General features: G+C 48.9%; 32 protein-coding genes. 14 read left to right on the top strand and 18 right to left on the bottom strand.

The window, feature by feature from the left end:
* The first annotated feature begins 291 nt into the window (after nt 1-291).
* Entirely contained in the window at nt 292-528 is a 237-nt protein-coding gene (locus ABJ225_RS12795; RefSeq protein ID WP_048005514.1) for a DUF3923 family protein, read from the top strand.
* Nucleotides 529-697: 169 nt separating this feature from the next.
* The gene (locus ABJ225_RS12790) at nt 698-1,036 is read left to right on the top strand and encodes a hypothetical protein (RefSeq protein ID WP_347320568.1); all 339 of its coding nucleotides are present in this window, start codon (nt 698-700) and stop codon (nt 1,034-1,036) included.
* Nucleotides 1,037-1,051: 15 nt separating this feature from the next.
* Here the strand turns inward: ABJ225_RS12790 and ABJ225_RS12785 are convergent, their stop codons facing one another.
* Genes ABJ225_RS12785 through ABJ225_RS12775 form a run of 3 tightly spaced genes read right to left on the bottom strand, consistent with a single transcriptional unit; the run spans nt 1,052 to nt 2,991 of the window.
* Nucleotides 1,052-1,564, bottom strand: a complete 513-nt coding sequence (locus tag ABJ225_RS12785; RefSeq protein ID WP_347320566.1) for a methylated-DNA--[protein]-cysteine S-methyltransferase — start codon at nt 1,562-1,564, stop codon at nt 1,052-1,054.
* The gene (locus tag ABJ225_RS12780) at nt 1,518-2,432 is read right to left on the bottom strand and encodes a DNA-3-methyladenine glycosylase family protein (protein WP_218245367.1); all 915 of its coding nucleotides are present in this window, start codon (nt 2,430-2,432) and stop codon (nt 1,518-1,520) included. The genes ABJ225_RS12785 and ABJ225_RS12780 overlap by 47 nt, the downstream gene beginning before the upstream one ends.
* Complete coding sequence (locus ABJ225_RS12775; protein WP_218245366.1) at nt 2,419-2,991, bottom strand: bifunctional transcriptional activator/DNA repair enzyme AdaA; 573 nt, start codon at nt 2,989-2,991, stop codon at nt 2,419-2,421. The genes ABJ225_RS12780 and ABJ225_RS12775 overlap by 14 nt, the downstream gene beginning before the upstream one ends.
* Nucleotides 2,992-3,147: 156 nt before the next feature.
* Between ABJ225_RS12775 and ABJ225_RS12770 the strand changes: the two genes are divergently transcribed.
* The 5 genes from ABJ225_RS12770 to ABJ225_RS12750 all read left to right on the top strand — a co-directional run bounded on the left by ABJ225_RS12770 (nt 3,148) and on the right by ABJ225_RS12750 (nt 5,357).
* A complete protein-coding gene (locus ABJ225_RS12770) occupies nt 3,148-3,474 on the top strand; it encodes a hypothetical protein (protein WP_218245365.1) in 327 nt (108 codons plus the stop codon).
* Between the two features lie 51 nt (nt 3,475-3,525).
* Nucleotides 3,526-3,813, top strand: a complete 288-nt coding sequence (locus tag ABJ225_RS12765) for a 3-isopropylmalate dehydrogenase (protein ID WP_218245364.1) — start codon at nt 3,526-3,528, stop codon at nt 3,811-3,813.
* A gap of 13 nt (nt 3,814-3,826) precedes the next feature.
* Nucleotides 3,827-4,102 (top strand): hypothetical protein, encoded by a 276-nt coding sequence (locus ABJ225_RS12760; protein ID WP_218245363.1) that lies wholly within the window; start codon nt 3,827-3,829, stop codon nt 4,100-4,102.
* 103 nt (nt 4,103-4,205) lie between these two features.
* Nucleotides 4,206-4,700, top strand: coding sequence for a DinB family protein (locus tag ABJ225_RS12755; protein WP_218245362.1), 495 nt, complete (start codon nt 4,206-4,208; stop codon nt 4,698-4,700).
* A gap of 144 nt (nt 4,701-4,844) precedes the next feature.
* Nucleotides 4,845-5,357 carry a DEAD/DEAH box helicase family protein gene (locus ABJ225_RS12750; protein WP_218245361.1) on the top strand — a complete coding sequence of 171 codons (513 nt, stop codon included), beginning with the start codon at nt 4,845-4,847 and terminating at the stop codon, nt 5,355-5,357.
* 74 nt (nt 5,358-5,431) lie between these two features.
* Here ABJ225_RS12750 and ABJ225_RS12745 read toward each other — a convergent pair whose 3' ends face one another.
* The 5 genes from ABJ225_RS12745 to ABJ225_RS12725 all read right to left on the bottom strand — a co-directional run bounded on the left by ABJ225_RS12745 (nt 5,432) and on the right by ABJ225_RS12725 (nt 8,759).
* Nucleotides 5,432-5,812, bottom strand: coding sequence for a hypothetical protein (locus ABJ225_RS12745; protein WP_347320563.1), 381 nt, complete (start codon nt 5,810-5,812; stop codon nt 5,432-5,434).
* A gap of 537 nt (nt 5,813-6,349) precedes the next feature.
* Complete coding sequence (locus ABJ225_RS12740) at nt 6,350-7,033, bottom strand: zf-HC2 domain-containing protein (protein WP_347320561.1); 684 nt, start codon at nt 7,031-7,033, stop codon at nt 6,350-6,352.
* Nucleotides 7,030-7,515, bottom strand: a complete 486-nt coding sequence (locus ABJ225_RS12735) for an RNA polymerase sigma factor (protein ID WP_347320559.1) — start codon at nt 7,513-7,515, stop codon at nt 7,030-7,032. Before ABJ225_RS12735 ends, ABJ225_RS12740 begins: the two co-directional genes overlap by 4 nt.
* Before the next feature lie 681 nt (nt 7,516-8,196).
* Entirely contained in the window at nt 8,197-8,553 is a 357-nt protein-coding gene (locus ABJ225_RS12730; RefSeq protein WP_347320557.1) for a dihydrofolate reductase family protein, read from the bottom strand.
* The gene (locus ABJ225_RS12725) at nt 8,550-8,759 is read right to left on the bottom strand and encodes a dihydrofolate reductase family protein (RefSeq protein ID WP_347320555.1); all 210 of its coding nucleotides are present in this window, start codon (nt 8,757-8,759) and stop codon (nt 8,550-8,552) included. Before ABJ225_RS12725 ends, ABJ225_RS12730 begins: the two co-directional genes overlap by 4 nt.
* Before the next feature lie 90 nt (nt 8,760-8,849).
* Between ABJ225_RS12725 and ABJ225_RS12720 the strand changes: the two genes are divergently transcribed.
* The 5 genes from ABJ225_RS12720 (at nt 8,850) to ABJ225_RS12700 (ending at nt 12,561) form a co-directional block, all read left to right on the top strand.
* The gene (locus tag ABJ225_RS12720) at nt 8,850-9,191 is read left to right on the top strand and encodes a helix-turn-helix transcriptional regulator (protein ID WP_347320553.1); all 342 of its coding nucleotides are present in this window, start codon (nt 8,850-8,852) and stop codon (nt 9,189-9,191) included.
* Between the two features lie 66 nt (nt 9,192-9,257).
* A complete protein-coding gene (locus tag ABJ225_RS12715) occupies nt 9,258-9,791 on the top strand; it encodes a helix-turn-helix transcriptional regulator (protein WP_347320551.1) in 534 nt (177 codons plus the stop codon).
* 171 nt (nt 9,792-9,962) lie between these two features.
* Entirely contained in the window at nt 9,963-11,147 is a 1,185-nt protein-coding gene (locus ABJ225_RS12710) for a hypothetical protein (RefSeq protein ID WP_347320549.1), read from the top strand.
* A 31-nt stretch (nt 11,148-11,178) separates the two neighbouring features.
* Entirely contained in the window at nt 11,179-11,511 is a 333-nt protein-coding gene (locus tag ABJ225_RS12705; protein WP_347320547.1) for a hypothetical protein, read from the top strand.
* Between the two features lie 216 nt (nt 11,512-11,727).
* Nucleotides 11,728-12,561: a YitT family protein gene (locus tag ABJ225_RS12700; RefSeq protein ID WP_251401246.1), complete on the top strand. Its 834-nt coding sequence runs from the start codon at nt 11,728-11,730 to the stop codon at nt 12,559-12,561.
* Nucleotides 12,562-12,578: 17 nt separating this feature from the next.
* Here ABJ225_RS12700 and ABJ225_RS12695 read toward each other — a convergent pair whose 3' ends face one another.
* Nucleotides 12,579-13,160 carry a DedA family protein gene (locus tag ABJ225_RS12695; RefSeq protein ID WP_347320545.1) on the bottom strand — a complete coding sequence of 194 codons (582 nt, stop codon included), beginning with the start codon at nt 13,158-13,160 and terminating at the stop codon, nt 12,579-12,581.
* Between the two features lie 176 nt (nt 13,161-13,336).
* On the opposite strand from ABJ225_RS12695, the gene ABJ225_RS12690 reads away from it, so the two are divergent.
* Nucleotides 13,337-13,594 (top strand): hypothetical protein, encoded by a 258-nt coding sequence (locus ABJ225_RS12690; RefSeq protein ID WP_048012377.1) that lies wholly within the window; start codon nt 13,337-13,339, stop codon nt 13,592-13,594.
* A 104-nt stretch (nt 13,595-13,698) separates the two neighbouring features.
* Here ABJ225_RS12690 and ABJ225_RS12685 read toward each other — a convergent pair whose 3' ends face one another.
* The 3 genes from ABJ225_RS12685 to ABJ225_RS12675 all read right to left on the bottom strand — a co-directional run bounded on the left by ABJ225_RS12685 (nt 13,699) and on the right by ABJ225_RS12675 (nt 15,709).
* Nucleotides 13,699-14,496, bottom strand: a complete 798-nt coding sequence (locus tag ABJ225_RS12685) for a CPBP family intramembrane glutamic endopeptidase (RefSeq protein ID WP_347320543.1) — start codon at nt 14,494-14,496, stop codon at nt 13,699-13,701.
* A 10-nt stretch (nt 14,497-14,506) separates the two neighbouring features.
* Nucleotides 14,507-14,929: a VOC family protein gene (locus ABJ225_RS12680; RefSeq protein ID WP_347320541.1), complete on the bottom strand. Its 423-nt coding sequence runs from the start codon at nt 14,927-14,929 to the stop codon at nt 14,507-14,509.
* Nucleotides 14,930-15,037: 108 nt separating this feature from the next.
* On the bottom strand, nt 15,038-15,709 hold the full coding sequence (locus tag ABJ225_RS12675) for an NAD(P)H-dependent oxidoreductase (protein WP_347320539.1): 672 nt from the start codon (nt 15,707-15,709) through the stop codon (nt 15,038-15,040).
* Between the two features lie 122 nt (nt 15,710-15,831).
* On the opposite strand from ABJ225_RS12675, the gene ABJ225_RS12670 reads away from it, so the two are divergent.
* Nucleotides 15,832-16,701, top strand: a complete 870-nt coding sequence (locus ABJ225_RS12670) for a LysR family transcriptional regulator (RefSeq protein ID WP_252265856.1) — start codon at nt 15,832-15,834, stop codon at nt 16,699-16,701.
* A 127-nt stretch (nt 16,702-16,828) separates the two neighbouring features.
* Here ABJ225_RS12670 and ABJ225_RS12665 read toward each other — a convergent pair whose 3' ends face one another.
* From ABJ225_RS12665 to ABJ225_RS12640, 6 genes are all read right to left on the bottom strand, one after another.
* Nucleotides 16,829-17,053 (bottom strand): hypothetical protein, encoded by a 225-nt coding sequence (locus tag ABJ225_RS12665; RefSeq protein WP_347320537.1) that lies wholly within the window; start codon nt 17,051-17,053, stop codon nt 16,829-16,831.
* Nucleotides 17,029-17,517, bottom strand: a complete 489-nt coding sequence (locus ABJ225_RS12660) for an NUDIX hydrolase (protein ID WP_347320535.1) — start codon at nt 17,515-17,517, stop codon at nt 17,029-17,031. Before ABJ225_RS12660 ends, ABJ225_RS12665 begins: the two co-directional genes overlap by 25 nt.
* Nucleotides 17,518-17,541: 24 nt before the next feature.
* Nucleotides 17,542-17,925 (bottom strand): DUF4362 domain-containing protein, encoded by a 384-nt coding sequence (locus tag ABJ225_RS12655; RefSeq protein WP_347320533.1) that lies wholly within the window; start codon nt 17,923-17,925, stop codon nt 17,542-17,544.
* Nucleotides 17,926-18,018: 93 nt separating this feature from the next.
* Nucleotides 18,019-18,234: a hypothetical protein gene (locus ABJ225_RS12650; protein WP_218245344.1), complete on the bottom strand. Its 216-nt coding sequence runs from the start codon at nt 18,232-18,234 to the stop codon at nt 18,019-18,021.
* A gap of 431 nt (nt 18,235-18,665) precedes the next feature.
* Nucleotides 18,666-18,839 (bottom strand): hypothetical protein, encoded by a 174-nt coding sequence (locus ABJ225_RS12645; protein WP_162838961.1) that lies wholly within the window; start codon nt 18,837-18,839, stop codon nt 18,666-18,668.
* A 113-nt stretch (nt 18,840-18,952) separates the two neighbouring features.
* Nucleotides 18,953-19,552 carry a hypothetical protein gene (locus ABJ225_RS12640; RefSeq protein ID WP_347320530.1) on the bottom strand — a complete coding sequence of 200 codons (600 nt, stop codon included), beginning with the start codon at nt 19,550-19,552 and terminating at the stop codon, nt 18,953-18,955.
* Between the last annotated feature and the right edge of the window lie 52 nt (nt 19,553-19,604).

The following is a 19,604-nucleotide window of genomic DNA, read 5'->3' as shown; positions in this document are numbered from 1 at the left end:
TAGGTGAAAACAATTGTGTTTTTGGGAGAAACAATCATTCATCAGGACTATTGACAAAATAATTACGAATGGAAATATCAGGATTCCTTATTTCAGTATAATTTCTGACTAGATCCTTGTTCATATGATTGGAACAGAAGCCTCTTTTCGTATCCGTCTTTCTCCATCCATACATCCATCCCCCACCCTACGTCTCTAGCCTTACTCGAAAATAAAGCCGTGGTCCATCAAAAGGAAGCTTCGAACACGGTAGAATAAGAAAAAGAATGAGATAGGAAATGGAGTGAGAACATGAAGAAAATGTGGACTTTCTGGTGGCTGACCAACCTGTTCTGGGTGATCCTGTTCGGTGTGATCTCGGCGTTCATCTGGCTGCGGGATGTGGACGGGGCAGGGATTGTGCAGTCTCCGGAAGCGAAGCTAGTGGCGTTTCTGATCCTCGCTGCTGCGTTCCTTTTCCCGGCCATCATTCAAGGCGTTTGGCTTGTGGTGAACGTGGTGATGAACCGGAAGAAAACGGTGATATAAGAAAACAGAACTTCCTTCTCATAGGGAGTTCTGTTTCGTTATGTATGGAGTCGGTTGCACATAGAACTTTTATTAGTTTGTTTCACTGGTGGAAATAAAAAAATCTCCTAAAATAAGGGACCAATCTATGATATGATGGGACACATCACAAGAAAGGAGTGCGAAGTTCATGACAGACAACAAGTGGTCCATCCTCCTCAACGCGGTTGCCGCACTCGGTTTTGCCATCAGTCTCTTCTATTACGATCCCTTTTTCTACACACGGATGATGGCATGCCTTTTTGCCCTATCGGAAGTCGTGATTCTGCTGCAAAAGGGACGAATTAAGAAAGGCGTGTATATCGTCTACTCTATGATCATCCTCGTCTTAATGGTCATTGCGAATCAATATGATCAGGATCGTGTTTATGACTGGCAGACCATCCTTCTTTGCATCAGTGTGTTTATGCTGTTAAGCACCACCTATCGAACCTTGTACCATGAGCCTCGTACATCGCCAAGCAGCTGAAGACCTGAACGGTTTTCAGCTATTTTCATGATTTCTCTCATGTCTCAGTAGCCACTCTTTCCGCCAGACGCCTCCCGCATACCCGGTCATTGTCCCGTTGGACCCGATGATCCGGTGGCACGGGATGACGATGCTCAGCTTGTTCTTCCCGTTGGCACTACCGACGGCACGGATTGCTTTTTCATTGCCGATCGAGACAGCGAGGTCCTTATATGAACCGGTTTCGCCGTAAGCCAGGTCGAGCAGTCCCTCCCAGACGCGCTTCTGAAAGTCGGTCCCCTTAACATGGACTGGGAATGAGAACGTCCGCCGGCTTCCGTTGAAATATTCAACGAGCTGATCATGGCAATCAATCATCACGTCAGGCGTATCGTCCTGTGTAACGTACTCCTTCTCTTCCCTATCCGCAAATAAGATCGAAGACACCGCCTCGGCAGTCCCGATGATCTCGAGGATCCCAAGGGGCGTGTCCAGATCCAGTTTATACTCCTTCTCCGTACAGTGATCGCCAGAGATAAAACGTAGCATAGGCTTCCCATCCTTTCCAATTGATTGCGAGTTCTTCGATTTCCCCGATTGTCGGCTTTCGTTCAAGGCCGAGGGCTTCCTTCAGGGCAAGATGAAGACCGACGTCGGCGACCGGGAACGCGGTCCGGTCATGGAAGCATTTCATCCTCACATAGTCTGCCGTCCATGCTCCGACACCACGAATCGCAAGTAACCTCTCCCGTATAGCCGATGGATCCAATTGGAGTAACGCCTCTTTGGAGAGTTCGCCTTTCGCCATAGCGTTTGCGAGATCAAGGATGTACTCTGCCTTCCGCTTCGTGAACTGAAGCTCCCGCAGTTCATCGATGGAGAGACTGGCCACACGTTCCCAGGAAGGGAAGATCCAATGCGTGCTCCCGTTGAACGTCAGACTTTCTCCGTACCGTTCAACAAAGCGTTTCTTCAGTGTATAGGCAAATGTCAGGTTGATCTGCTGACCAAGGATGGCCCATACAAGCGCCTCGAACAAGTCGGGTATGCAGAGGATGCGCATGCCTTCGAACCGCTCAGCGAATGGCTTCAGCACAGGATCCCGTCCAGCCATCTCCATGAACCCTGTGAGGTCCTGTTCCAGATCAAACCACTCCACTATAAAATCGGACACATATGCCCGAGCGCGTGTTGATGGAGCTGTGTTCTGGAACGTGACATTCAAGGCTTCGCCGGAGGAGGTGACCTTACAGAGAATCAACTCTCCATCAACTTTTAGAAGCTTAAGGACCGCGCCCTCTCCTACCTGATGAAGCACTTCCTGGTCCGACCTGGCCAAAAACCTCAAGCACTCCTTGAAGCTGAAGGGCTTTGGCAGACTGATTTCAATCGACGATCCATGATCACTCCACCTCATCCAACCGCTCCCTTCGGTACTCACTCGGTGAACACTCTTTTATGCGTTTAAACACTTTATAAAAATTGGACGGACTCTGGAATCCCACTTCATAACAGATTTGAAGATTCGTCAGACCGGACTCACGAAGCAAGTTCGCCGCCTTATCAATCCTGATCTTCTCCAGATACATCCGCGGCGTATGGGACGTTTCTTCTTTGAAGACCCGCTCCAGGTGATAGCTGCTCAGCCCCACCCCGTCTGCGATATCCTGCAGCTTCAGCGGCTCTTTGTGGTGGTTGACCAGGAATGCGATCGTCTCCTGGACGACCCCGATATGCGGCGAATGCTCCTCTTCGGGTTTGCACCTCTTGCAGGCACGGTATCCCGCCTGCTCCGCCTCTGCCCGCTCCTGATAGAAGTCCACGTTTACTTTTTTCGGCTTCCTCGACCTACACGAGGGCCGGCAGTAGATCTTCGTCGTCTTCACCGCTGTGAAGAACAGTCCATCATATGTCCGGTCGCATGCCATAATTTTCTCCCACATCTCTTCAAAAGAGAGATTCACCGCCGTCTTCATCGTCCTTCACCGCCTTCCTTCATCATCACTGGTTCCATCTTACCAATCTTTCACGGGGCATTTCATCCTCATTCTTGCTGTTTGGGTCTGACGTCATTCACACGCCACCCTTTTATTGGTAAAATATGAGTAACTATCTAAAAAAGGAAGGTTTTCATGTTCTATAAAGCTCCACTCATCCGCTCCTGTATCCTACTGGCCGCCTTTTATCTGATTATCACCGAAATCTATTTTTACGCTTTCCTGCTCATCATACTCTCCTTCGTTTTCCAATCACCGGGATCCAAAGGAAAAAAAGCTGAGCACTATCGGGTCAGTGACGCCGCCTATCGATGCAGCTTCCTATTCATTCTCATATTGCTCGGAGTCCACTTGTACATCGTGGAACTTACCCTACCGGCCGGACTCGGAATGACCGTCATCTTCATGCTAGTGTCAGAGATTGTCTTTTCCCTTGTCTTTCGTGCTCCCGATTATTCATAATCAGCTGGCTTGCCGGTACATATACTTTCTGTATAAAGGAGGAATCCGAACATGGATTTGTTGCTCTACATTCTGATGGGACTCCTGATCGTAGCGGCCAATGTGCTGGGCTTTCTCTCCTACCGCAAAAAGAAAAGCCTGTACTCCGTCACACTTACCGTCCTGCTGATGGCACCCGTCCTCGGCGGGATCGGAGGCGTGATCGCACTCCTCATCATCCGCGATGCCTTTGCCGTCTTTTATGGACTTCAAGTAGCGTACTTCCTGCTCGTGAACAGCGCGATCGTCCTAGTCATCGCCGTCATCACGTCTGCCGTCAGAAACTATCGCACTCCTTGAGGAGGGGAATCACTTGAAGAAAACCTATTCCATTCTTTCAGGCGCTTTTTCCATCATGGCCATCTTCCCAATCCTCGCCGGATTGACGAAGTGGGGATTTCCGCTGTATGTAGCTGTCCTGGAAGTGAGTCTCTTTTTGCCGTTCACACTGGCACTGGCTGGACTCGTTTTTGCGCTGATGGGACTGAAAGGCAAGTTGAAAATCAGCTTGGTTGTGATGAATGCAGCCGGGCTATCCCTGTCGTTGTTACTAGTATTTGTTGCGCTGTTTGGATTTCAGCAGCCATAAAAGTATACCCTTTAAATGAAAACCCTTCCATTTCACTAACGAACAACCTCCCTCCTTCATGCTACAATGAAACTGTCTTACATCCAAAAGGAGGGATTTTTTCATGTTCACATCAACCAGCGATTTTCTACGCGAATGGAAGCAAGAAGCCGCCACGACCCAGAAGATATTCGACGCACTCACGGATGCGTCACTGACGCAGGAAGCCGGCCCTGACCTTTACACGATCGGAAGCGTGGCCTGGCACGTAACGGGGGCAGCGTATTATTTCTTGGCTCAAGTAGGTGTCACCTTTGAAGCACCGGACCTTCAAAAAGAAGCCCCGGCATCCGCTTCCGAAATCGCCGAAACGTACAAGCTCGTGAGCACACGCCTAGCCGATGCCGTGTCAGATCAGGTAGCCGACGAGAAACTGAACGAACCAATCAGCCTCTTCGGCATGGACATGCCTTTCCAAGGCGTCCTTCGCCTCCTCATCCAGCATCAGGCCCATCACCGTGGTCAGCTGACCGTCCTCATGCGTCAAGCCGGACTTCAGGTACCTGGAGTGTATGGACCGAGTAAAGAAGAGACGGAAGCGATGCGGGCGGGGAAATAAGAGAGCCAGCGTCAAAACAAAAAGAAGACCCGCCGGGATGGGGGTCTTCTTTTTAACTTTATGAATTTTTTCACAAAGACGCATTGGCTAAGCACGAATGTCCTTATTCCTGCATATGGTTTTAGAAAGGCAGGAGGGATTGCCGTGAATCAAACTTCTTTATTCATCGTCACCGGCCTTAGTGGAGCTGGGAAGACCATCACATCCAAAGTGCTAAGAAGGATTGCCACCAACTTTTACGTATTTGATATGGATATCCTGGTGGAGAATCATGACTATCAAAAAGCAAGTTGCCAATGGCTGACGATCGCCCGCTACAACAGTATCAGCCAGAAACCTACGGTATTATTTGGAGCTGTTCCTCATCCTTATAACTTGGAAATATGCAAGGACTATCAAGCGTTCAGTACCGTCCATACCGCCCTGCTACATTGCAATCATGAGGATAGGTACAAACGATTGCAGGCGAGGGGAAGCGTTTGGACAGATGAGAATATAGCACTGACCATAGAGGAAGCCGAACGACATTTTAACGAGGCGCAAGCGAAAAAAATGCCCATTATCAATACCTCCCTTTATACCGTGGAGGAAGTTGCAGAAGGGTTATATTACTGGGTAGAGAACATTTTGCAGCAACTTGGCGAGCAAAAGCCATGACTCATCAAGACGATAAAGCGTCCTCCACCGAATAATATAGATAGAGCCAAGGGTCGGTCAGGTATGAAACGCCATCATACCAACGTCTCATGTTTGTTTCCACGCCCTTTCCCCGTCGTCACCCAAACCACTATGAACTGTGGAATCAAATTCAGCACCCCGACCACCAGCACCATCCGACTCCCCCACAGTGGTTTGAAGTACCCTTCCCACGCGGGGTCATCCACCATACCGCTTTTGAAGTAAAGGGATACCGCCACCGTTAGGATGTTCCCGATTATTAGGTAAGGGGTGTAGCTGAATCGTATGCACAGATATGCCAAAACAAGGGACGACGCGATCATGATCCCATATCCGGTCACCAAGCCGCTCGTGAAATCTGTGTGCATCGCGTAATAAGCAAATGGAAAAGCGTATATCATCACTATGATGATTCCGATGATCTGTTTTTTCATTCCGGTTCTCCTCTTCCTTTCATCGAACCATTCAGACAATGCTCATTTTACAGCTTCCTCACAAGCCTCGCCTCTCTTTGCTTCCTCCTTCAGGTGCGCGATGAACGGTTCCGGATCGTCCATGTATAGGTACACGCTCGTCACTGGCTTTTTCTTCGACATACTCCGAGACCTTCTAAAATTCTATAAATGGTATTTTAATACAATTTAATTGTACCACGATTTCTCCCCCTCTAACTCAATAAAACGTCATTTCCACTGAAATGACGTTTCAAAGTCTATTCTTTCTTTTCTTATCCTCCAATGCCCAGGTGAAAAAAGCAGCCGTGCAGAATATGCTTACACCAAAAAGAATGTTCTCTCCCCAATCAACCGTCCCGTTGTCCGTGTAGCTACGGAAAGCGTGGGTCGCTGCAATACCTAAGACTCCGAATAACACCATCATGAGCCATTTCACAATCCTGATAAATACCGCCCTCAAATCCTTTTATTGGAATCCCCACCATTATAGAGGGGAAGATTCACTTCTGTAAAGGACTATTCGAATCCGAACCGTTCCAGCACATTTTGATCTGTTTGCGGAAGGTCCATACCTTCTTTCCAAATTAGCTTACGATCATCGGGCGATCCAAAGTAAATGGCCTCGATTTTCACCTCGCGGATTTCTTCCTGCTCAGAAAGATCGACGAATTCATCAGCGTTTTCCAGGGCACTTGGACGGGATGCTTCTTCCTTGATCACCTGACGCTTGCCGGTGACATAGAAATCCCCGTTACTGTTCACATCATACTTCAACGTTGAAATCCTGTACCCATCGTCTACATTCAGATGAAAAAAGATCTTCCCATCTGCCTGACTCACTTTACTGATTTCCGCGTTCTCGGTCCCGACATTGACCACATTCCACTGGAACAGCCCCACATAAGCAAGGACCAGGCAGGCTGCGACGACAGACGTCACAAGCATCCCCTTCCAAAACGACCGCTTCCTCCCCTTCTTCCACGAGGACGCAATCCCCTTCATCACACGGTCATCGCTATTCCGATCAACCGCCACCTTTTCCTCGACCGGCAGCCCGGCACGCATCCGCTGAAGCTCATTCCGGCACGCTTCACATTGGCTAAGATGCCCCTCCACGAGTGTTCGGCTTTCCTCGCTGCACACGTCATCATGATATAGGGGCAGCAGGTCTTCAATGACCCGGCATGGTACATCCCTCATACGTCTTCCTCCTTCAAACAATCCTGAATTTTTTTCCGTGCCCGGTGATACGTCACCCTGGCCCAGCTTTCCGTCTTACCGAACAGCCCGCTGATGTCCCGGAAGGAAAGCTCCCCGAAGATCCTCAAGGTGAACACTTCCTTATACGGATCTTGAAGGGAGTGCAGCACCTTATGGACCCGCATCGCCTCTTCCCGGTTCTCAATGAGCCGCTCCATGACCGCATCCCCACTGGATTCGACCACTTCTTCCGGCACCATTCGCTTCTGCTTTGATAAATGGGTAAAGTATGTATTCTTCGCGATCTGGCACAGCCACACATTCATCTTGCACTGCCCCTTGAAGCCATCAATCGCCTTCAGCGCCTTGAAAAACGTCTCCTGCGTGATTTCTTCGGCCAGCTTCTCATTGCGGCTCATGGATAGGATGAATGCATACACTTCCCTGAAATGCTGATCATAGATCTTCTCAAATTCTGTCACCCGGCTGCCTCCCTTCTGTTGTATGACCTGGTTGGGGTGGATTCGTTACAGGATTAAATAAAATAAGTGGTTGGTGATTCTCACGTTCCTACATTCATCAAGTATGTTATAGTTTTTAAGCAGGTACACGCCCCATATAATACGGTGACAGAGCGGAACTCGTCAGGATCATTTCAATTCACTCGTGAATCCCGAACCGGTTATTTGCTACTTTTTTAGGATACTAGCGAAAGATCCCGTTTCTTTTCAAGCAGGATGGGAATATCAGCGATCACAAAGTGTGATTTCCGTCTATATTCGGTCGGTGACACCATTCGACATGCTTCGCACCCGCTTTTGACCCATTTCCCCTTAACCAACGTCCCTGACCCGTTCCAAGCGTGAAATACTTGCGAATTCCAAAAAAATATTTGCGGAATTTTTGATTCTATTTGCGATAATCAGAAATGTATTTGCGAATGGGCTTTTCACTGATTTTTGCATTTGCGAGATACACAGAATTCATACGATCGCTGTCCTTTATTTGCAAACAAGCCAGTTTACTAGCTATCAACAAAAACCTTGCATCCAGCACACGCCCTCCTAAGTATATAATTACAAGTCCCCTTGAACATAGAGGGTCCCTCAAAAATTCCACGCAAAAAAAGACAGCCCATCCCATGAGCTGCCTCGAATCCAATTCTACCTCTTCACTTCATAATGCAATTCCACAAACTGATTGAACTGCTGTGTCCCCTTCAGCGTTAGATTCAGACTGCGATCACCTTCCCTAAACAGCGGAATCCCGTTCCCAAGAATCACCGGTGCGACGGTGATGATGAACTCATCAATCAGGTCTTCTTGAATGAACGCATCCAGTAGCTCCCCACCGCCTACGATCCAGATGTTCTTTCCACCTTTACTTTTCTCCTTATCGACAAAATCACGTATATCTCCATTGACGAATGTTACATGGTCGGTATCCTCTTGGGAGGAACGTGAAAAAACATAACACTCTTTATTCTTATGGGGAACCTCGCCCGATTCTTGGTTCTTCACCCAATCATACGTCTTTTCCCAATTACTTCAGTATCCACTGTCTCATAGAACGCCGAGAATCCGTTATCTTCCTCACCGTCCACCTGAAACAACCACTCCAATGACTCATCCTTCGTCGCAATATACCCGTCAAGACTACATGCAATGAACACAACCATCTTACGATCCTGATGTATCTCATCTTCCTCCTTTTCATGTCGATACATTCAGTATACGATTAAAACATGACATCGTTTGTCATATTAATACTGACTAGTTTAACCAAAGGGGCGGATGGTATGAGAGCGGATCGATTGATGAACATTATGATCCTATTACAGAACCGGGGCAAGATGACAGCGAAGGAACTGGCGGATGAGCTGGGGGTGTCGGAGCGGACGATCCTCCGGGACATGGATGCCCTGACGCATGCGGGGATCCCGGTCGTTTCCGAACGCGGGAAGGATGGGGGATGGCGCCTGTTGGATCACTTCCGCAGCCGACTGAGCGGATTGAACAGCGCGGACATGACCTCGCTCTTCCTGTCCCCCTCCAAGGCACTCCTTGAAGATCTCGGGCTTCATCACTCCCTCGATACGCGACAGAAGCTGTTTGGAGCGATCCCCGACACATATCGTGAAGAGGCGCAGGCCATGTAGGAGAAGATCCATATCGATTCAGGCACATGGAAACCTTCCAGTGAGAAAAATCGCGCCATCACCATCGTGAAGCAGGCACTATGGGAAAATAAAAAACTGTTCATCCGCTACGGACGCACAGAAGGGGACATGAAGGAGCGGATCGTGGAACCACTGGGCCTTGTCGCAAAGGGAAGCACATGGTATCTGGTGGCAACCCGGGATGGGGACATCCGAAATTACCGGGTCTCACGGATTGGGCTAGCGAGCATGGAAGAGGAGACGTTCGAGCGCCCTCCCCATTTTCACCTTCCCGATTACTGGGAACAATCCAAGGCGTCCTTTGTGAAGAATCTCCCCGCCTATGATGTGGACGTATGGCTTCACCCCCGTATCATAGGAAGGATCACCTTCACCGGCAAATTCGTGAAAGTAGTGAAGAGAGATCAGCCCGCAGACAACGGATGGATCCCCGCGACCCTTCAGTTCAATGATGAACAGGAAGCTATTGAATTCATCCTTGGATTTTCCGATCAGATCCGGGTCGATTCCCCTCATCTCCAGGAGAAGGTACTGACGGCGGCACATGCGGTCATCGCGTCTTACCAGGGCAAATCCTGATCCTGATTTGAACGGATCGCCTCTCCCCGGGCGATCCGTTCATCTATCCAGACGGATCGCTCATTTCCTCTGAAAAACCACTCAAAACATATTGACCAGAACAACCCAATTACTTACACTTATAGAAACAATTGTATTAATAGAAGCATCATGAAACGGAAAGGGGAAAATATGAAATACATACTGATGATAGCCAGTGCGCTCTTCCTGCTTGTCGGATGCAGCCACAAAGAGGAGATAAAAAAAGAATCCCCCGGGGAAACCCGCCATGCACCAGTCACTTCCATGTCCAATGAGGCCACTCCTGTTTCAACGAACGAGAATCCAACCACCACGAGCGAGCACCTACTTTCCATTTCAAAAGATCCCATCGACCATCTCACACCTCACTCCTATGAACTCACCGATTCTTCTTGTCCAAAAGGAATGATTGCACCTTCCTATATCACGGACCAGTCCATCTTCTATGTGCATGACCCAAGCAGCGAGCAGCCGCTTGATCAGATCATTGCCTTTTCCCGATCAAGCGAAACATGCGATGTTCTATATGAAGCAACGGAAGGTATTGATTCTCTCGTCGGAATCGATCAAACACTGTATTGGACCGAGTATGATACAAGGCGCACGTCCGATGTCAGCTGGACGATCCACGCATTGGACCTTGATACCGGAAATGTCCAGACAATCCACGAAGGAGAGAGTACAAATGAAAACCCCACGCCTATCCTGACAACCGAAGATCAGTCCCTGAACTGGATTCAATACGAAGTGAAGGATGACCGGGTGATATCCCAGGTGATCAACTATGATGCGAAAACCCGTGAGAAGAATACACTCGTAACGACTGAATTAAACGAAACCGGAAGTCCTGACGGGGACTATATCCTGGAGCAGAAAAGGACAGGGAATAGCCTGCTTCTCCATAAAGCCATGTCCAAGGACGGTAAAAGGAGGCTCACCCTGGAACGGGTGGCAGACGATGAGGAGCACACCCTCCTCACAGATGAGGAAATCCTGAGTTTTGATGGAGCGGATGATCGTTTTGCCTATACATCTGACGAGGGATTAACCATTGTAGACAGTGGAAAAGAAGAAACCTACAGGTTCAAGACAACCTCGAGGCCCCCGTCGGATGCCGCCGTTTTCGTGAATCCTCACACGGTCGCCTTCAGAGATCGCACAGAAAACGTTTATCTTGCCGATTTGGATACCAGAACGGCCCTTGCATTGAGGCGCGATGGGTTTGGCCACACGGCAACAAAGCCTATATACTTCAACGATACTCTCTGTTTTGCCGTGTTGAAGGAAGAAAGCCCGGGTGAATCCATCACCTTCCATACGTATAAGATGAAGTAAGCTTCAAGAGTCCATTAAGGAGGAATGTCACATGGCGAACACCCTTCCACCCTGGTTTTGGATCGCCTATTATCTATTTTTGGCCGTCACCATCGGGATTGCGATCTACAACGTTTTCAATCAAAAAGAAAAACGATTGTCCCTCCTCACCATTTGGGTGGCCATCACGGTTCCTATTGTTGGTCTCTTGAATAGCATCGGGCGATTTGATGAACTCAATGAGTTTCAACACTTGGTGAACGAACTGCATCAAGGGGCTCTTTGGGCCTGGTATGCCTACAGTGGCTACTTGTTCCTTGTTGTCTGGTGGATCATATTGCTTCTGAAGATCATTACGCGTCAAAAAAAGATCGTCACCCGCTGAACCACGTCATGAACGGCCCCATCATCGGGGTCTTTTTTGTGCCTGCCTAGCAGATAATCCCCTCCCAACTGGATATACTACCAGTTAAAGTAAACCTCTTAGCTAAAACGTTCCCTTCCATTGAAATAACGCCACCGAACCGGCTGAATCACCTTCCCCCGCCCCATCCTCTGTGCTATAGTATTCTGGTATTCAAACGGAACGGAGTGATCACATATGAATTCGACAGCTAAAGAAATCACATTGATTATTATCGGATCCCTGTTCTTCGCGCTTGGAGTGAATCTGTTTGCGATTCCGAATGAGCTTGGCGAGGGAGGCGTGACGGGGATCTCCATGACCCTCTACTATGTATTCGGCTGGTCACCGGGCTACACGAACTTTATCATGAACGGGATTTTGCTGGCCATCGGCTATAAAGTACTGAATAAACGCGTGACATGGTATACGCTGCTGGCGATCTTCTTCACATCGGTGTTCCTGCACTTCACGGAAGGAATGGGACGCTCCCTTGATATCATGCTCGGCACCGTCTTCGCCGGTGTGTTCATCGGAATCGGCCTCGGTCTTGTCCTCCGCTCCGGCGGGACAACGGGCGGGTCCACGATCGTCGCCCGCATGCTCAACCAGAAGTTCGGCTGGGCCGTGAGCACGAGCATGTTCGTGTTCGATATCCTAGTTGTCATCGGCTCCGGCTTTGTCATCGGGATCGAGAACACAATGTACACAGGGATCTCGATCTATATCAGTACGAAAATCCTCGACTACCTGATCGACGGCTTCGATACGAGGAAGGCCGTCACCATCATCTCGCCCCTCACCGACGCCATCGCCGAGAAGGTGAGCGCCGAGATGGACCGCGGTGCGACGATCATCAACGCCCGCGGCCACTACTCCAAGGAATCGAAGGACATCCTGTATGTGGTCATCAACAAGCAGGAGCTCTTCCTCCTGAAAAAGACCATTCAGCAGATCGATGATAAAGCATTCGTCGTCGTCCACGACGTGCGCGATGTATTCGGCGAAGGATTCACCTTCCCGAAAACGTAATGAAAAACGCCTGGAATCTAGAATCCAGGCGTTTTTTCTATGAGTTCTTCTTTATGGACCTTCCGTCTCCACCTGAGCACGACGAAGCCGACAACGAGTACGACGATCGTCAACACTAGGGGCAAACGGTCAAGTAACAGCCCCACTACGAATTCTACCCCGACCTTTTCATCGAACGTGTATACAAGTCCGGTCCAGATCCCCGTGTAGATCGATGAGGCGATGAGCATTGCCGTCACATATTTCCTGAGTGGCATCCGCATGATGCCCGCCACATAGTGGATCGGATGACGGATCCCAGGCACGAAAAACGACACCATCACCGCCCAAAACCCATAGCGGGAAAGCATCCTCTCTGCCTTGTTCAACCACTTCGTCGACATCCATTTATTGAATAAGGGAATGCTCCGGAAGAACATCCCGACCACATAAAACCACAGGAAGGCCACGAAGACCGTCCCCCACGACGCAAGCCAGACACCGTAAGGATTCACCCCGTCCGCCGCCCAGATCCCGAGGCTCGATAGAAGGATCACCTCATCCGAGATCGGCGTAAACATGATGCCTGCCGCAAGACTGAGCAATTCGATGCTCTCCATAGTGCACCTCCCCCTCCGTTCATTGATACCTCCATTATATTCACGGAACCTTAATGTTTCAGGGGGGAAGTTCTTAAGAATTCTTAAGGAATAACAATCAGGAGACTTGGTGTTCCCTTTACCAGCTGCTCATAATGGTATATTATGGTTTAAAAGGACAAGAAAGGTGGATTTACATGAAACTCTTCCTGCAATCCATTGCCCTCTCCATCGGCATCCATCTGCTATTTTTCCTCGGGACTTACGTGACCGGTATCATCAGGACGATGAACTACACGCCTCACTTTGAGGCAGCTGGTTCCCTCACGTCAGAAGTAACATTCGGTACCACCTACACCTCGTCACCACTACTGCTTCCCATCACCTTCATCAGTGTCGCCGTGATCGCCGGGGCCCTCATTACCTTGTACAGAAGCAAATCGGCTGCCTACTGAGGAATGTCATATCCCGGGCCGTTGGTATCCCAAGGAAAATGGTCTGACTAGGGAACATTCAGCACTCTAATCAAAAAGAACTTCCACAACGGGAAGTTCTTTTTTTAATACGGCAGAATAAATCCACTGAAAACCATCAGTAGATTGATGATGAAATGCCACAGGATCGGTGGGAACAGACTTTCACTCCTCCATTTGACAATGGCAAAGAAAAACCCGCCAATGGAAAAGCCGAGCGCAGCCCAAAAGGGGATCCCGAGGGCAATATGATGGAGACCGAATGCCAGGCTTGTCACAACGAGTGCATACATCCATGAGACCTGTCCGGCCAGGACCGGGAAAAGGGTCCCCCTCCACAACATTTCCTCCAGCGTCGCATTCACGATTGAAAACGCGAGGGCGAGCAGCACGATCTCTTTCATCCCGTCCCATTCACCGAAGAAAAACACATTGAACGAGAACCCTAAGACGCTGCCCATGACGGAGAAGAGGAAGAAGAGCCTGATCGGAATCGAATGAAATCCGTGCGTGATAAAGGGGAAATAGATTCGATTGTTCCACCTCGGTTTTTGAAGCTGCATGGAAAAAGGGGTATTCGTCAGCTTGGCGGTCAGCACCAGCGCCGCAATCAGGAAAAAGAGCGTCCCCCTCTCGATGAGGATGGCCGTCGCCACATCCTCAACGTGAAGGCGCAAAAACGTCCTGAATGAGACATAACCATAAAATCCGGCTAAAAAGACACCCATAAAAAGGAGTGGCAAGACAGGCGTTTTGGGGATCAACCTGATACCTGCCAGTATAGCGAAAACGAGCAACACCCATGCCGGATGAGCTTGGCAGGCGATGACCACCATACCGAGAAGGAACACGATTCCTCCTCCCATGATACCGGGATGTTTCATATCCGATAAGTCACCTCGCCCGCTTCGCAATCGGATGATCCTTCTTCAACTGCAGCAGATCCCACAGATTCCCGTACAGATCCTTTAACACCGCAACCTTGCCGTATTCATGCTCCTTCGGCTCCCGCACGAATTCAATCCCGCTCTCCTTCATATCCCGGTAATCGCGTTCAAAATCATCCGTGTTCAGGAACAGGAACACCCGTCCACCCGTCTGATTCCCGATGAAGGGTTCCTGCTCCTCTTTCGATGCCTTGGCCAGAAGGATCGTCGTCCCGACCGAACCGGGCGGCGACACCACCACCCATCTCTTATCCTGTTCAGGCTGATATGTGTCCTCCACTAAGGTGAAATGAAGTTTCTTTGTGTAAAACTCGATCGCTTCATCATAGTCGTTGACGACGAGGGCGATATGGACGATGGATTGGTTCATGGGGAAATCCTCCCGTATGTAGGTTTTTTTATTACTATACCATTTTCTGTATAAATACAGTTGCAAAAAAGACGCCAGTTCCATAGAAACCGGCGTCTTTTTGTTATCTTATTTCACCCACTCAACGATGTCTTCGATCGGCTGTCTGACTTTCTCACGGTGAGGCTCCTCTGCACGGTAGCCGAATGCCGCCATGACCGAGATGCCGAAGTTCTCGCTGTCGAGGATACCTGCTTCCTCAAGGATGAGGGTGGCTTTTTCATAGTTGAATCCTTCGATCGGACATGAATCGATGCCGATCATCGCGGCTGAGGTCATCATATTGCCGAGGGCGATGTACGTCTGCTTGCTGGCCCAGTCGAATAATGCCCGTTCGCTTTCGTAGATGTTGATGTCCTCGTCTTGGAATCTTCTGTACGCTGCTGCCATTTCGTCCATCATGTGATCGGGTACTTCCTTGACGTTTCTCAACAGGTGCTGCGCATAGTCTGATTCTGGCGTCGCATTCTTACGCGCAAGGATGATGACCATATGACTTGCAGTCGGCAACTGCCCTTGTGCTCCGAAGCTTACTTCGCGCAGTCGCTCGCGGATTTCAGGATTTTGAAGGATGACGAATTTCCAAGGCTCATAGCCCACGGAGCTCGGTGACAACCTTCCTGTCTCAAGGATATAGTCAAAATCGGCATCGGAGATTTTTTTCTCCGGATCGAATGCTTTTGTCGCATGACGGAATGAAAATGCGTTCAGGACGGCTTGTTTTGTGTTTTCATTGCTCATGATTGATTCCACCTTTTCTTGAATATGATTGACTCTTTTTATTCTATTGAACATCTATCGTTTAGTAAAATAGATATATCAGAACGAAACGTTCAGTAATACTGAACTTAAGGAGAGTCACTATGGAACTGCGTCATCTACTCACATTCAAGACCATCGTCGAAAAAGGCGGATTCAAAAAAGCGGCAGACGAGCTGGGATATGCCCAGTCTTCCGTCACCAATCACATCAAGGACCTGGAAGATGAGCTTCATCAACCCCTATTCGATCGACTCGGGAAGAAAGTGGTCCTCACCACCTTCGGAAAAGAGTTCTTCCCCTATGCCACCAAGATCATCGACCTATATACAGAAGTAAAAGAAAAGGCCACCCATCAAGATGAGCCGAGCGGCAACCTCAGGATCGGGGCATTCGATCACCTCACGAGCTATCGTCTGCCACAGATCCTCGTCGAATACAAAAGAAGATACCCGAACGTGAACCTGTCTATTTCGTCCATCGACTTTCACAATCTCCACTCGGAACTTCAGAACGGCACCATCGACCTTGCCCTTATCCTTGAGACGAAAGAGTGGACCCCGAAGGAGCTGACCGTCCAACCGATCAAGCACGAGCCGATGGTACTGATATCACCGCCAACCGAACAAGATACCGATCCGACACGGACCGTCCTATATACAGAAAAGACGTGTGCCTACAAAAGCCTCTTCGACCGGTACATTGACCAGCAAAGCCTCGAAATCCAGGGAAGCGTGGAATTCGGAAACATCGAAGCCATCAAGCGCTGTGTCATGAGTGGCCTCGGAAGCTCCATGCTCCCGTATTTCACCGTGAAGAATGAAATCGATCAACACGCGTTCAAAGGCGACATCATTGAAGATCCGGCGTATCAAATCACCACATTCGTCGCGTATCATAAGGACAAATGGATCTCACCGGCCATCGCTTCCATGATCTCTCTCATTGAGGATCATGCCGAGCATTGGGATTGATTGATTCATAGAAAAAACGTGCATCATCCTTTAGGAGATGCACGTTTTATATGATGCTGTTCACCTTACCGTCTGGTACCCCGGCTCCGCCTGACTCGTTTCACCAAAACGGTTACCAGGTACCCCATCAGCAAGAGAAGGATATACAGGCGTACATCGAAGGAACGAACATTTCTGCAACCACTTCTGAAAAGGAGATCTCGCTCAGCACCGATATATGTTTCGTTGCTCCCGATAGCAGGATGAACATGGCCAGATTGGAAAGAAAAAATCCACTGACCATCAGTGAGACGGCCCGCCCTTCGGATACCTCCTTCTCCAGCTCCTCTATTTCCCCGATAGCACTTCCCACTCATCATACACAACGGCCTCGCCAAGTCCCCCTGTACGCAGCCATTCAAAGGCCTTGAGTACAAGCGGCGACGCATTATCAAGCGTCACTTCTTCTTCAGAAACCCATACCGCCCCCAAGGAATCCTGCCCCTCGAATTGCTCGGGTACCACGATCCCACCGCCGATTTTCCTGACAGAATAGTAGACGGCGATATGATGGACATTGGTGAAGCCCCGCCATTCCCATGGGAGCTTGAAGTCCGTCACACCGATGTTCTCTTCGATTTCAATTTCCACACCCGTTTCCTCGAGGAACTCCCTTTTCATTGCCTCTTGCAGCGACTCCCCGTCCTCGAGACTTCCGCCCGGAAGATCATACCGGTGAATATAGGGTCCCCCGTTCTTCAGGATGACCAGGAGCTTCCCGTCCCTGGCATAAATTCCGTACACGCCGAATGCCCTATGATACTTCTGTACTGTCATATTGTCTTCTCTCCGTTTCTTTCATCATTGAACGGGTGCGAGCTGAAGCTTTCCGTCTTCCTCAAAATCGCATCCTTCCAAGCTATAATGCTCTCCGTCGTTCCCCTTTGTAATCGTGAAGTCCCCACAGACATATTCTTCGATAAGTTCACCATCTACGCTGTGAGTCACCTCGATCTGCTTGCTCGTATAGTCCATGGTATGTACGACCCGTTGACCCTCGATCCCGTAACTTACATAATCGATGACCTGGGATTTCCCCTCTTTGACATTCTTTGCAAATGTCTTTAACCCTTCGCTATTCTGAATCTCCCCGTGATTGTTGACCACTTCGACCGTCGCGAGACGCTGGCAACCGCACAGGATACTTACTAGAAGCATGGCCAATGCAAAATAACGCATCCCCATTCCACACCCTTTTTGTTTAAATATACCATTAACTAAAATGAACATCTTGCTTTTTCACGCAAAAAAACAGGGAGTCCCTTCCCCCCTGTTCGGCTAATCCTGCTCCCCACTTACGTCCACGTCCAACCCATCTACCACAATGGAAAACGAAACAGAGTCCATGAGCCAGGATTCAAAGCATCTTCGAATGGCATTTTCTATTTCTTCTTTGGTTCCACTTTCATCAATATTCAGTTCCTCAAGGGTGAACGTTTGCTCCATACGTGCATCTTCTCCTGCCGTGCTGGCAGTGAAGTTAACGGTTATCATGTTGGATCCCTCTCCTGTCCCATTCCATTGGGTGTGCATCTCTAATACAATACGTTTCGTTTCGCTGCGGGAGTCCGCTTTCCACGGGGCTCGCGGTGAGCTGTTTCCCGTTGGAGTCGGACTCCCTCCTCTGCACTTCACTCTGTGATATGACAGGGGGCCAGCAATCTAGATATCTATTGATACGTACTCTATGTAAAGACCTCTGATTCCTCGTATCTTTTTACGAGCGCTCACCTGTTCAAACCAAAGAGTGCATTGAAGCGAAAGGCGCTTGACTCCTGCGGAAAGGAGGAGAAGCGAGACCCCGCAGGCACGAGGAGGCTCGATCTCCTCCCCGCGGAAAGGAACGGTCACATTTCCATTTATCCAAACTTTAAAATAAAACATTCTCACCAGTGACAGAAGAAGAAATGCGATTTCCCCTTCCCCTACTGACCACTTCCAGTATGACGATTGTCCCCCATCATATAATTCGAACTGTCACCCGGCTTCGCGTTCGGATCGGTTGGGATATGAGGGTTATTGTTGTTTCTCCTGCGCCTCCAGTCAATGAATAACGCGAACAATAAAACCCCAACAATCAGTATGACAAACCACCACATATCAGTTGCCTCCTAATTCGAGTGGATTTCGTCTTTACTATGCATACGAACTTGATTGAGAAAGGTTTCAAATTTCTACCATTCCATTAAAATATGGAGGACGCATATCAATCTTATTCTCTATCCAACGCCTCCAAATCAACAAGCAGATCCGACAAAAGCATTCCGTTTTTATCCATTTTGTAATAAAGGACTTTCGTATCTTTCGGTATTTCAAAGCTCTTTATAAAGATGATGTGACCATCAGGCTTCATATTCGCATTGTTCCAGCGTTCTTTTTTGACAAAGGTCGTTTGGACGGCTTCGTATTCTTCTCCGTTTTCATCGATTACAACCTGACCCCTGAGGGCAAATGGCGAATCGGTATCTGTCCCTTTTGTATCCTCATTGGGGAGCATTTTCACTTCCCCCTGAAGCGTGATGATTTCATTGTCGGGGTTCTCCGGAGCAATTTCTTCTGCAGGTTCTGCCTGGTCCACTACAATGGAATATTCAAAGGATTCTTGTGCTTCACCCAATGTTACTTTATTCGCCCCGTTTTCCAAGGTAGCCAATGCTTCTTGCGATTCGTTCCCTTCTTTCTCTTTGCTCTTTTCTTCCTGTTTGCCTGTCGTTTTTTCATCCGTACCCGAACCGGACATCACCACAACCAGATAGCTGATTCCTGCGATGACAATGAGTGCCCCGACCAATGAAAGGATGAGTTTCTTCATAAGGCCACACCTGCCTTCCCTGTAATCATCCGGATATCCATCGCATTTACTT

It is taken from the genome of Rossellomorea sp. RS05 (genome assembly GCF_039822645.1).
Taxonomy (GTDB): Bacteria; Bacillota; Bacilli; order Bacillales; family Bacillaceae_B; genus Rossellomorea; species Rossellomorea marisflavi_B.
This window is presented reverse-complemented; position numbering and strand designations above follow the sequence as displayed.